Source organism: Gelidibacter japonicus (assembly GCF_010725055.1).
In the GTDB taxonomy this organism is placed as follows: domain Bacteria; phylum Bacteroidota; class Bacteroidia; order Flavobacteriales; family Flavobacteriaceae; genus Gelidibacter; species Gelidibacter japonicus.
In genome coordinates this window covers 210342-223206 of record NZ_BJKB01000001.1, presented here as the reverse complement: position 1 = coordinate 223206, position 12865 = coordinate 210342, and the positions used below count along the sequence as shown (strand labels likewise).

Annotated in this window: 9 protein-coding genes; 7 read left to right on the top strand and 2 right to left on the bottom strand. The window is 37.1% G+C overall.

Annotated features, from left to right (window positions below; genetic code table 11):
• The first annotated feature begins 15 nt into the window (after positions 1 to 15).
• The 5 genes from G6N06_RS00970 to G6N06_RS00950 all read left to right on the top strand — a co-directional run bounded on the left by G6N06_RS00970 (position 16) and on the right by G6N06_RS00950 (position 6046).
• Positions 16 to 1401 (top strand): tetratricopeptide repeat protein, encoded by a 1386-nt coding sequence (locus G6N06_RS00970; RefSeq protein ID WP_240337923.1) that lies wholly within the window; start codon positions 16 to 18, stop codon positions 1399 to 1401.
• Positions 1402 to 1968, top strand: coding sequence for an LPS export ABC transporter periplasmic protein LptC (gene lptC, locus G6N06_RS00965; RefSeq protein WP_163514182.1), 567 nt, complete (start codon positions 1402 to 1404; stop codon positions 1966 to 1968).
• A gap of 152 nt (positions 1969 to 2120) precedes the next feature.
• Entirely contained in the window at positions 2121 to 2309 is a 189-nt protein-coding gene (locus G6N06_RS00960; RefSeq protein ID WP_163514181.1) for a hypothetical protein, read from the top strand.
• 3 nt (positions 2310 to 2312) lie between these two features.
• Complete coding sequence (locus G6N06_RS00955) at positions 2313 to 3602, top strand: hemolysin family protein (RefSeq protein WP_163514180.1); 1290 nt, start codon at positions 2313 to 2315, stop codon at positions 3600 to 3602.
• A gap of 296 nt (positions 3603 to 3898) precedes the next feature.
• Positions 3899 to 6046 carry a peptidylprolyl isomerase gene (locus G6N06_RS00950; protein ID WP_163514179.1) on the top strand — a complete coding sequence of 716 codons (2148 nt, stop codon included), beginning with the start codon at positions 3899 to 3901 and terminating at the stop codon, positions 6044 to 6046.
• 545 nt (positions 6047 to 6591) lie between these two features.
• Here the strand turns inward: G6N06_RS00950 and G6N06_RS00945 are convergent.
• Together G6N06_RS00945 and G6N06_RS00940 are read right to left on the bottom strand one after the other, a co-directional pair.
• Positions 6592 to 7509: a GYDIA family GHMP kinase gene (locus tag G6N06_RS00945; protein WP_163514178.1), complete on the bottom strand. Its 918-nt coding sequence runs from the start codon at positions 7507 to 7509 to the stop codon at positions 6592 to 6594.
• 84 nt (positions 7510 to 7593) lie between these two features.
• Positions 7594 to 8922, bottom strand: a complete 1329-nt coding sequence (locus G6N06_RS00940) for a hydroxymethylglutaryl-CoA reductase, degradative (protein WP_163514177.1) — start codon at positions 8920 to 8922, stop codon at positions 7594 to 7596.
• A gap of 147 nt (positions 8923 to 9069) precedes the next feature.
• Between G6N06_RS00940 and G6N06_RS00935 the strand changes: the two genes are divergently transcribed.
• Positions 9070 to 11238, top strand: a complete 2169-nt coding sequence (locus G6N06_RS00935; RefSeq protein WP_163514176.1) for a S9 family peptidase — start codon at positions 9070 to 9072, stop codon at positions 11236 to 11238.
• A gap of 11 nt (positions 11239 to 11249) precedes the next feature.
• The gene (locus G6N06_RS00930; RefSeq protein WP_163514175.1) at positions 11250 to 12836 is read left to right on the top strand and encodes a peptide MFS transporter; all 1587 of its coding nucleotides are present in this window, start codon (positions 11250 to 11252) and stop codon (positions 12834 to 12836) included.
• Positions 12837 to 12865: the final 29 nt, after the last annotated feature.

The window sequence follows — 12865 nt, the reverse complement described above, 5'->3', positions numbered from 1 at the left end:
CAGGATAAATTTAATATGATGAAAACACGATTTACTTTATTACTTCTTGCTTTGTTCATGGGATTCAATATGGGATTTGCACAGCAAGATGAAGAGTGTATGCTCAACTTGACCATAATGAGTGATTATGCGAAAAGCAAAAAGTATGATGAAGCCTACGAACCATTTATGAAGCTTCGCAACAAATGCCCAAAATTCAATTATGCAATCTATTTTTATGGAGATAGAATTTTAAAAGACAAAATTGAAAGGGCTTCTGGAGCTGAAAAAGTAAATTATATCAATGATTTAATGAAGCTTTGGGACGAAGGTCTTGCTAATTTTCCGGATAAATTTACAGCCGGAGGCAATCTTCAGGATAAGGCTATGTTAAAGCTTGATTATAAGGATGCATTGGGGTTAAGCAACAAACAAGTGTATGATGCCTTTGACGAACTGTACAAAAAGTCACCTGAGAGCTTTACCAATCCAAAAGGTTTATATGCTTATTTTTCTTCTATAGTAGATATGCATGATGCCAAGGAGGTAGAAGTTCAGGACGTCTTTAATAAGTACGATGATGTCACCGATAAAATTGGACAAGAGATTGATAATTACACTGAAAAGCTGAATCCGCTTGTTGAAAAGGAAGAAGCAGGACAGGAATTGGACAAAAAAGAGGCGCAGTATAAAAGACAATATGAAAGCTACTTAGAAGCTTATGATAAGATTTCAGGTAGCATTGACAGTAAACTTGGTATTTTGGCCAACTGCGAGGTATTGATCCCATTGTATAAAAGAGACTTTGACAAGTTCAAAACTGACGCTGTATGGTTGAAACGTGCCGTAAGCAGAATGTATAACAAAGAGTGTACTGATGATCCTTTGTATACTGAACTGGTAAAAGCTTACGATGAGTCTTCACCATCTGCCGATACAAAATTCTTTGTTTACAATTTATTGATGAAACAAGGTAAGGAAAGAGAAGCAAAACCATATTTGGATCAGTCTTATGATCTCGAAAAAGACCCATTGAAAAAATCCAAATTGGCTATGCGTTTTGGAAAGAGTCTTAGAGCTCAAGGTAACTTTGGGGCAGCTAGAAATTATTTCCAAAAATCAGTCGAATTGAATCCTTCCAATGGTAGAGCACATATTGAGATTGCTCAAATGTATGCTGCCAGTGCAAACAACTGTGGGGATACTACTTTTAATAAAAGAGCTGTATTTTGGTTGGCCGCTGCAGAAGCTAGAAAAGCAGGTAGAGTGGATGCCAATTTAAGATCATATGCTGAAGGTTTAGCAGCAAATTACGAAGGAAAAGCACCACAAAAATCTGATATTTTCACTGAAGGAAATAGTGGAGAAACCATCAGAATTGGATGTTGGATTGGGTTAAGTGTTACCGTTCCAAAAATATAAATGAACTATAAATCATCATATCATTTATTCTACATAGTCACAGCCTTTGCTGTGACTATGTTTTTTTCATGTAAAAACAACTTTAAAGAAGTACAGCAAATAGGAGTTCGGCAAAATGAACCTATCGGTATTGCGGAAAATATAAATCTGAAATATACCGATTCCGGGCGCTTAAAAGCTAATCTGCTGAGTCCGAAAATGCTGGATTTTTCCAACAGGGATTTTTCGTATAATGAGTTTCCCGATGGCGTCGTCCTCCATCTTTTTGACGAACGCAACAAAAAAAGCATCATTGTTGCTGACTATGCAATTGTGTATAACAATACTGACTTAATTGATTTAAGAGGCAAAGTCCTTATTACTACTGAAACTAAGGATAGTATTTTTGCTGAACAGTTATTTTATGACCAAAAACGCGATTGGGTGTTTTCAAACAAATCTGTACGATATGTGTCTCCTACCAAAATAGTTACCGGAAATGCATTTGACTCTAACCGCGATTTTACAAGTTATGGTATTAGTGAGGTTACAAGTACGGTCTATTTGGATGACGACTCTACTTTGTAATTCAAGATTGCAAAGTTAGGTAAGATTATTTAAGCAGCTCCTAATCCTAATGTTCAGAGAGTTTTCCACTTTCAATAAGTCGTTTCAAAAAAACCATTAATTTCATGTTCAGATAAATAATTGATTATCTTTGTCGCTAAATTATAATGACCATGAAAACGATTCATAAAGTTATTCAATACGCTTACCTATTCATCGCTATTTTTTTTATATATGAGGCGGTAAGATTGTGGAACGTAGAGAACGGCAAGGCCATCATGTTGTTGGTGTTTGCCCTTATGGCCGTTGGAATGTATTTTTTCAAAAAGCATTTCAGAAAGAAAATGAACAATAACCAATAATTTATGGACAGTAATGCGCTTATCATTATTCTGTCACTTATTTTATCAGCTTTTTTTTCCGGTATGGAAATCGCCTATGTGTCGTCGAATAAGATTCACATAGAAATTGCAAAAAAGCAAAATGATTTCTTGGCCAAAACTCTCACGAAACTTACTGCAAAACCCTCCAAATTTATTGCCACAATGCTTATTGGTAACAATATTGCTTTGGTGGTCTATGGGTTTTTAATGGGCGATAAATTGGTTGCATGGTTTAAAGACATTCTGCCCACGGATTACGCCTTTCTGAACTATATGCTGCAGGACCTGAGCCTTCTTACTCAAACGGTCATTTCAACTCTGTTGATATTGATTACGGCCGAATTCTTGCCAAAAGTATTCTTTCAGATTTATGCCAACTCACTCCTTAAAATCTTCGCTGTACCGGCTTATTTTTTTTATGGCTTATTTTCTTGGGTTTCTGATCTTGTCATTTGGATTTCTAATATGATTCTCAAACGCTTCTTTAAAACAGGAAAGGAGGATGTGCAATTGGTGATGACCAAAGTAGAATTGGGCAATTATATCAGTGAGCAAATGGAGTCGGTGGAAGAACATGATGAGGTGGACAGTGAGATTCAAATTTTCCAGAATGCCCTTGATTTTTCTGATGTTAAAGCAAGAGAAGTCATGTTGCCACGTACCGAAATCATTGCCGTAGATATCAATGAACCTATTAAAAACCTGAAGGCCCTATTTACTTCTTCAGGCTTATCAAAGATTTTGGTGTATAAGGATTCTGTTGATGATATTGTTGGGTATGTTCATTCTTTTGAACTGTTCAAAAAACCAAAAGACATCAAATCGGTTGTCCGTGGCGTGGAATTCGTACCAGAAACAATGTTGATCAATGATGTGTTGAACGTTCTTACAAAAAAACGTAAAAGCATTTCTGTGGTCATTGATGAGTATGGTGGTACTTCCGGAATTATCACAGTGGAGGATATTATTGAAGAATTGTTTGGAGAGATTGAAGATGAACATGATACCATTGAATTGATTGAGGAAAAAATTGACGAGAACAGTTATAAGTTTTCGGCCCGATTGGAAGTCGATTATATCAATGAGGCCTATAAATTAGACCTTCCAGAGGGCGAAAACTATGAAACTTTAGGAGGATTGATTGTTGATGAAACTGAGGAGATTCCACATGTAAATGACCAGATTCAAATAGAAAATTATTTGTTTACGATATTGGAAGTCTCCAACACAAAGATCGATTTGGTGGGACTAAAGGTGCTGGCTGAAGATTAGAATTTAGGAAGGCCGTATTCAATATGCCAATTATCAAGGCTATTTAGGCATCGACAATATCAACAATCAACAATCGTTTGGCATTTATCTTCGGTCGTCGGTCATCCGTGTTTCCAGTTAGCGTTTCTTCGTAATTCAGTTAACTCCTGCATCATGTTTATTCACAATAAATGAGCCACCAAGTGGGGACAATCATAAACAATTCAAGATTAATTTAATAAAATGGAGTTCTACTTTTATTATTTGATAGAAATTGGTATTTTCGCGCACTTATATTTTCTAACTTATACAATAAAATGGCAGTTTTAAATAAAATTAGACAACGTTCTATTTTCCTCATTGTAATTATCGCATTAGCCTTATTCGCTTTTGTGCTTTCTGATTTGTTTCGAAACAGTAGTGCTTTTGGAGAATCACAAGATACCATCGCCACTATTAACGGTAACGACATTAATCGTGAGGACTTTATGATGCGTGTTGAGAATATGCAACGTCAAATGGGGCCTAGCAGCACTTCAACACAAACTATGAATAGGGTTTGGGACCAAGAATTAAGACGTGCCGTAATGGAGAGTCAGTTTGAAGGATTGGGACTTTCAGTTGAAAAAGATCAAATGAGAAATCTTTTGAGAAACAATTTTGCTGAGTTTCCGGAATTCATGAATGAAGCAGGGATTTTCGATGAGAACAGATTGAATGAGTTTATAGCAAATTTAAAGGCTATCTCACCTGAGAGAGCTCAGCTTGGAAACTTCCAGATCAATTATAACGAGTGGGTTAATAACGAAAGTGCAATTGCTATTGGTGCTAAGGAGCAAACGTATTTTAACTTGGTTAAAGCTGGTGTAGGAGCAACACTTGCTGAAGCTGAAGTAGAATATGCTATGGAAAGTGCCACTGTTGACGTTAAGTTTGTAAATGTCCCTTATACTACCATTGAAGATAGCTTAGTTAAGGTTTCCAAATCGGAGATTTCAGATTATATCAATAAACACAAAAAGAAATTTGAAGTTGAAGCTTCCAGGGATATTGTTTTTGTTCAGTTTAGCGAGGTTGCGTCTTTAGATGATGAAAACGCAGTTAGAGATAATGTGGCTGCTTTGTTGAATACAAGAGTGGAGTACAACGAAGTTTCTAAATTGACGGATACAGTCTTAGGTTTGAAAGAAACTAAGGATATTGAAGGCTTTATTAACGCAAATTCTGATGTAAAGTATACGGATAGTTTTGTGACGAAATCGAGTTTACCGGATGTAGCCCAAGACAGTATTTTTAACCTCAGTGTAGGCCAGTATTATGGTCCTTACAAGGATAATGGCATGTTTAAGATCACTAAAGTAGTTGAAGAGAAGTTCTTGCCAGACTCCGTGAAGTCGAGACATATCTTGATTCCATTTGTGGGATCTCGTGCTGCAGATATGGAAACAACCCAAACAGAAGCAGAAGCAAAAGCTACCGCTGATAGTTTGTTGAATGTCATCAAAAAAGATCGTTCTAAATTTGTTGATTTATTGGATTTTTCTATTGATAAAGTCAGTAATGAGAAAGAGGGTGTTTTAGATTGGTATGCATACAATTCTATGGTTCCTGAATTTAGAGACTACACTTTTGAAAACAATACAGGGGATATGGGTGTTGTGAAAACCGACTTTGGCTTCCACGTCATCGAAATCTTAGATCAAAAAGCGAAGAATCGTATGGTCAAAGTAGCTACGCTTGCCCAAAAGATTGAGCCTTCTGAAAAAACGATTGATGATGTATTCAACAAAACCTCAAAGTTCGAAATTGCACTTCAAACGAGCGACTTTCAAGATGTAGCAAAAGAAAATGATGTAGAGGTAAGACCTGTTAATAATATTAAGGAGCTTGATGAAAATATTCCTGGTTTGGGAAGTCAAAGATCTATTGTGCGTTGGGCTTTTGAAAAAGGAACAAAAGTAGGAGATTACAAACGTTTTTCAATTCCTGGAATTGGATATGCCGTGGTGCAAGTCACTGGTGTTAACAAAAAAGGATTGATGACTCCTGAGGCTGCCTCGGCTAGCGTGATTCCAGAAATCAGAAAAGAGAAAAAAGCAAAATTGATCCGCGAGAAAATTTCTGGCTCCACTGTAGAAGCTGTGGCGCAAAGTCAAAATGTTGCAGTGTCAACTGCAAACGGCGTGAACATGAAAAACCCAACCTTGTCTGGTGCTGGTTTAGAGCCTAAAGTAGTAGGTGTAGCTTTCGGTTTGAAAGAAGGTGAAACTTCTAAATTGATTGATGGTAATAAAGGTGTGTTTATGGTTGAAGTGACCAAGAAGACCGCTGCTCCTAAGTTGGACAATTATCAGGCCATTGCCAACCGTTTGAACAGTGCTCGATTAAATGCTGCCCAAATTAATGCTTATGAAGCTTTAAAGGAGGCCGCGGACATAGTTGATAATAGAGCTACATTTTATTAGTAGTATTTTAATAATTTATTATAAAAGGAGGTCTCAAAGTTTAAGACCTCCTTTTTATTTTATAATACCTTAAACTTCACTGCTATCTTGGTGATAGAACTCAGTGATCATCACAACGATGGTCATTCTAAAAAAATCTGAACGTGATTGTCTAGGTTGCTGATTCAAATCAATACAACTAGATGAATTGAATTTGTCGAAAATATTACAAGGGTATCGCAAATAGAGGGCGAGCATTATTGCCATTACCATTAGGCGATTATCTATGGGGATTTTAAACTACGCAGTAATTCCAGAAAAGACCCATAGAGGTCAAAAAAACATAAAAAAGAATTTCATATAATATTTGTGAAAACTTGAGGTAAGGACCCATATTTGAAATCGAGATTTACAATAGGCTTCGAGTTCTCAATGTTTCAAGTATTCAGTCTTAATACTCTATACTTAGTACTCAATACCCTATACTTAGTGCATTATACGTTTATTCCAAGACTATGTCCCCTGTCTGCCGGCATTCTGGTTGATTTCATTAATCTTGATTCTTTCTACTGCAATACCATAGTTCCATAAGGAATGATGGTTTCAAATCCTCTTTCGTTAAAGTAGGCCTCTGGTTGATCTTCAGATGCAACCAAAACAAAATCGCCACCCCAAGCCCCAAGACTTTTAATACTACCCTTAAAATTCTTAAACAAGGTTTCTTTGACTGGTTGTTGCTTAATGATTTTTGAGATAATGGTTTCATGACTTTGCATTAAAAACTGAAAGGTTTCTAAGTTGTCACAGCTGATCATATCGTTGGTTATGGCATTGATTTCAGTCAGTGCTTGATCGGTATTGTTTTTATTCTTTTGATAGGCAGCAATGCCTTCCCTGCTATTTTGTTTTTTATTGAGAAAGACAAAATACAAATGGTGTTTAAACGCTGGATTGAAACTCCGTTCAATAACTGTCCGTCCATGTTTTGCAAGTTGATAGGTTATAGGTACATTGTGTATGGCACAGGCTATATCATAACCACTACCTCCAAACGTATCTTTTAGCAATCCATAAGGATCAATATTTGCCCATTGTGAAATATTATTGAGAAGCGTGGAGGAGGTCCCGAGCCCCCAATTCATGGGAAAGTCCATTTGGGTCTTCACTTTAAATCCCGGATTAACAGTTAAGAAGGATGGGTTTTGTTTTCTTGCCGCGTTTAGAATTTGCAATAACCGATCAGTAATGGGATGATGTCCCGTATCAGCGAATTGCAGTCCATCGTTTATTAAAAAGTCGGTTTCAAACCATAATTTTCCATCTGCATCAAAACTTTCCCACTTTAGGATCTTTTTTTCATAAGGTTCTATGGTAAACGATTGCCCGTATTTGGTTGGTATGGCCAGAGCAAGTGCGCCATCAAGAACAAGATATTCACCTGTAATCAATAGTTTCCCGTTGCTATAAAATTTTTGAGGATTCAATTTTTTATCGTTGGATTTTGGTATTTGGACTTTGGTGTTTTGTATTTGGAATTTGAAATTTACTATTTGGTTTTTTGAGTGCAACTAGTTGTTGGCCAATAACCTCAAGTTGCTCAGGGCTGCTTCTACTGAACTATGTGTAACGGTATTGTTTTTGAAATATGCTACCATTTTCTCCTTTTCTTTTACAGTGGCATTGAGTTGATTGAGTATATTCATTAAGTGCATTTTCATATGGCCTTCTTGAATTCCTGTAGTGGTCAAAGAACGCAATGCAGCAAAATTTTGTGCCAAGCCTGCAGCGGCCACAATCTGCATCAATTCTTTTGCCGTTGGCTGTCCTAACATTTCCAAGGCTACTTTTACCAAAGGATGTAAATTGGTCAATCCGCCAACAGTACCAAGTGCCAATGGAATTTCCATCCAAAATTTAAACACCCCATTTTTTATTTCTGCATGAGACAAGCTGCTATATTTTCCATGTCTTGCGGCGTAGGCATGAACACCTGCCTCAACAGCTCTAAAATCATTACCCGTAGCAAGAACAACTGCATCAATACCATTCATAATGCCTTTGTTGTGTGTGACGGCTCTGTAAGGCTCTATCTCAGCAATCTTAATGGCTTGTACAAATTTTTGTGCAAAGTCTTCTGAAGACATCGATGTGTCCTCATTTAGGTCTTCAACGGGACAAGAAACTTCAGCTCTTACCAAACAATTGGGCACATAGTTGGATAAAATGCTCATCACGATTTGGATATGGCTTTCTGCCTCAGAAAAGTGTACACAATGAAGCGCTTCAGATTTAAAAGTCTTAGCAAACTGTTCTAGGCAAGAGTTGATAAAGTTTGCGCCCATGGCATCCAATGTTTCAAAGGTGGCATGAAGCTGATAGTAATCCTTTAAATCTTTGGTCTTGTTCTTTAACTCAATGTCCAGAATACCTCCACCTCGTTTTTCCATACTTCTGGTAATTTGTTGGGTGTCTTCTATAAGCTTCGGTTTTACGCTGGTAAAGAACTTTTGTAATTTCTCATAATCTCCATGGTACATAAAATGGACTTGACCAATTTTAGTGGTGGAAATCACTTCGGTTTTAAATCCGCCACGATCCAACCAAAACTTGGCAGCATTACTTGCTGCCGCCACTACAGAGCTTTCTTCAATAGCCATGGGGATGGTATATAACTTACCATTGATTAAAAAGTTGGGTGCCACACCAAAAGGCAAATAATAATTGGTGATGGTGTTTTCAATAAATTCATCATGAAGCTGTTGCAACTTCTTGTCAGTGTTCCAATATTGCTTAATGGCTTGTGTGGCGGCGTCTGCATCCTTAAAATAAGTGGCAGTTATCCATTTAATTTTGTCTAGTTTAGATAGTTTTGAGAAGCCGTTAATTGGTTTGCGCATAAGTAGAGTTTATAAATGCAAAGATACTATTCTTGCCATGAATATAAAGTCACAAATTTTAGCTTTACGTTTTTAACAATTAAAGTTTAGTGTTTTTGCATTATTTTTAGTATCCTTGACAGCATTTTATCAAAAATAAATCTCTTAATGAAGTATTTGAAAAGTTCCTTGTTTGTCTGTTTTTTGGTAACTGTTTTAGCCTCAGCCCAGAACAAGGAAATCACTCTCGATGCCATCTGGAATGGAACGTTTAGAACCGAAGGAATGCAGTCTTTACATTCCATGAACAACGGAAAACACTACGCCGTATTAAATTTTGAACAAGGTTCGACAGCAATAGATGTTTATGATTATAAAACTTTATCCAAAGTTGAGACCTTAGTGAATTCATCCAATTTAGATGCCATTAAGTACTTTTCAGATTACAGCTTTAGCAAAGACGAAAGTAAAATCATTTTGGCTACTGAGGTGGAACCTATTTTCCGCCGATCGACTTTAGGTATATTCTACGTTTATGACATCAAAACGAAGACCTTGGTAAAAATAGCCGATGAAAAAATACAGGAACCCACCTTATCTCCTGATGGGAAAAAAGTAGCCTATGGTTATCATAACAACCTGTACATCAAAGACTTTGAGACCAACCAAACGATTCAAATCACCTTTGATGGAGAAAAGAATAAAATTATCAACGGTATTACAGATTGGGTATATGAAGAAGAATTCGCTTTCGTTCGTGCCTTTGAATGGAATGCCGACGGTACTTATTTGGCCTTTATCAGATTTGATGAGACCGAAGTACCAGAGTTCTCAATGGATGTCTATGGACAAGGCTTATATCCTGAGCAGGAGGTATTCAAATATCCTAAAGCAGGTGAGGCCAATGCACTTGTTTCGCTTCATATTTATGATTTGAATTCGAAAAAAATCAATGATGTCCAACTGTCAAAACCTTATTCAGATTTTTATATTCCGCGCATTGAATGGACTAACGATGCCAACGTGCTTAGTGCCCAATACAGCAACAGACATCAGAATGAACTTGATTTATGGATGATCAACGCCAACAATATGAGTTCTAAATTGGTGCTTGCCGAAACGGATAAAGCGTATATCGATGTGACGGACAACCTCACTTTCTTAAAGGATAACAGTTTTATTTGGACGTCTGAAGCCGATGGTTTCAATCATATCTATCACTATTCAAAAGATGGTAAATTGATCAATCAGGTGACCAAAGGACCATGGGAAGTGACTGATTATTATGGATTTGATGAAAAGAACAATACCGTATTCTATCAGTCTGTTGAAAACGGTTCCATCAATAGGGATGTTTATTCGATTAGAATTGACGGGAAGAATAAAAAACGCCTCACTCAAAAGGAAGGCACCAACTCAGCCGATTTTAGTGCCGATTTTACTTATTTCATCAATACTTTTTCAAGTGCAACAAAAGCTCCAGAATATACCTTGCATACCGCAAAAGATGGAAAGCTAGTGAAAGTGATCAAAGAAAACTCGACATTGGAAAAGAAATTGCAAGCCTACAATCTTCCTAAAAAAGAATTCAGCACCATAGCCGTTAACGGAAATGACTTGAACATGTGGATGATCAAGCCAACCGATTTTGATGCCTCCAAAACCTATCCGTTATTTATGTTCCAATACTCTGGACCAGGTTCCCAATCTGTTAAAAACTCATGGAATAACGCCAATGATTATTGGTATTACTTTTTAGCCCAAAAAGGATATATCGTTGCGTGTGTAGATGGCAGGGGTACTGGATTTAAAGGCGCCGATTTCAAAAAGGTAACGCAAAATGAATTGGGCAAATATGAAGTTGAAGACCAAATTGATGCCGCAAAACAATTAGGTGCCAGAAATTATATCGATCAAGATAGAATAGGAATATGGGGATGGAGTTACGGCGGATTCATGAGCAGTAACGCACTCTTTAAAGGTAATGATGTCTTTAAAATGGCCATTGCGGTGGCACCGGTAACCAGCTGGAGGTATTATGACACGATCTATACGGAACGCTATATGACGACGCCCCAAGAAAATCCTTCTGGTTACGATGACAACTCTCCAATATTTCATGTAGACAAATTGAAAGGCAACTTTTTATTGATCCATGGATCAGCAGATGATAACGTCCATGTTCAAAATACCATGCAAATGGTAGAAGCGTTAATTCAGGCCAATAAACAGTTTGAATGGATGATATATCCAGATAAAAATCACGGTATTTACGGTGGAAATACCCGACTGCATTTATACACCAAAATGACTAACTATATTAAAGACAATTTATAAAAACTGAACTTATGAGTCAAGAAAGAGACCCAGGATTAATCGCCCATTTAGCGAAGCAAGGCGTAGACGAAACAATGGTAATGGGGCACCCTGCTGGATTGTTTATATTATTCTTTACCGAAATGTGGGAACGCTTCAGTTATTACGGAATGCGGGCTTTATTAACGGTTTTCTTAATCACAGAGATAAGCAAAGGAGGTTGGGAATGGAGTAATGCGGATGCAATGCGGCTTTATGCTTGGTACACTGGTTTGGTTTATTTGACTCCTCTTATTGGAGGATTGATAGCCGATAAGTTGACAGGTTTTAGAAAGGCGATTTTATTGGGTGCATTGATTATGACTTTGGGTCATGCCTCTATGGCTTTCGAGATGGTTAATCCCACCTTTTTTTATATAGGACTTGTATTAATGATATTTGGAAACGGTTTGTTTAAACCAAATATATCCTCTATGGTTGGAAACTTATATCCAGATACAAGTTCTAAAAAGGACGCGGGTTATACTATTTTTTATATGGGTATTAACGCTGGTGCATTTTTAGGCATGTTGTTGTGCGGCTATATTGGTGAAAAAATCGGATGGCATTATGGTTTCGGTTTGGCTGGAGTTTTTATGTTGTTCGGGATGTTACAATTCTATTTTGGAAGTAAGATTTTTGGTGTTATAGGTGAACAGCCCAAAAAACAAATACCTACCGATTTTGAAGAGGTCGAAGAAGAGGTCGAAGAAGAGCTGACACCTGCTCACATCGTAAGGGATCGATTGGTAGTTGTAGGTGTACTGATGGTAGCCAGTATATTTTTCTTTTTTGCCTTTGAGCAAGCCGGAGGGTCAATGACTGTTTTTGCGAAGGATTATACACAAAGAGTTTTGGAAGGCAACACTGGAACTATATTTAAATGGGTGGATGCGATTTTGACAATTTTCCCAATATTAATTGTGACCTGGGTCCTTTATGGATTGGGAAAGAAAATCTTTAAGGATTATCCATTGACCATCATTTTTACCGCAATTTCGTTTATTATCATATGGGTTTTGGGTGTTTGGAAAGTGTATAGAGAGTTTAGCTTGGAGCACACCGAAGTCACTGTGTCTTGGTTTCAAATTCTGAATTCCTTTTTTATTATTACTCTCGCCTCTTCATTTAGTAAATTATGGGAAAAAGTATGGAATCCTTCAGGTCCAGTCAAATTTGCTATGGGCTTGACATTGGTAGGCGTTGGTTTTGTGGTATTATCATTGGGCGCAAGTAGTATACCCCAAGGGGCAAAAGTAGCCTCAGTAAGTATGATATGGCTGATACTATCCTATTTTTTCCATACCATGGGAGAATTATGTCTCTCACCAGTAGGACTATCTTATGTATCTAAACTATCACCGAAGCGCTTAGCTGGATTATTGTTTGGAGCGTGGTTTACCGCTTCTGCCATCGCCAACTTCATTGCTGGAATGACAGGGTCATATATTGATAAAATTTCAGAAACGTATTCAATGTCCATCTTTTTCTTGATCATTGCGGCGATACCAATTTTTGCAGCGGTCATTCTGTTAATACTGAATCCTAAATTAAAGAAAATGATGCATGGAATTAACTAGTTTTAATTCTATAAGCCATAAACTATAAT

Bases quoted from the DNA above. Each gene is read 5' to 3' on its own strand.
- G6N06_RS00940 (WP_163514177.1), bottom strand. From the start codon at position 8,922: ATGCGCAAACCAATTAACGGCTTCTCAAAACTATCTAAACTAGACAAA.
- G6N06_RS00935 (WP_163514176.1), top strand. From the start codon at position 9,070: ATGAAGTATTTGAAAAGTTCCTTGTTTGTCTGTTTTTTGGTAACTGTT.
- G6N06_RS00930 (WP_163514175.1), top strand. From the start codon at position 11,250: ATGAGTCAAGAAAGAGACCCAGGATTAATCGCCCATTTAGCGAAGCAA.
- G6N06_RS00955 (WP_163514180.1), top strand. From the start codon at position 2,313: ATGGACAGTAATGCGCTTATCATTATTCTGTCACTTATTTTATCAGCT.
- G6N06_RS00950 (WP_163514179.1), top strand. From the start codon at position 3,899: ATGGCAGTTTTAAATAAAATTAGACAACGTTCTATTTTCCTCATTGTA.
- G6N06_RS00970 (WP_240337923.1), top strand. From the start codon at position 16: ATGATGAAAACACGATTTACTTTATTACTTCTTGCTTTGTTCATGGGA.
- G6N06_RS00960 (WP_163514181.1), top strand. From the start codon at position 2,121: ATGAAAACGATTCATAAAGTTATTCAATACGCTTACCTATTCATCGCT.
- lptC (WP_163514182.1), top strand. From the start codon at position 1,402: ATGAACTATAAATCATCATATCATTTATTCTACATAGTCACAGCCTTT.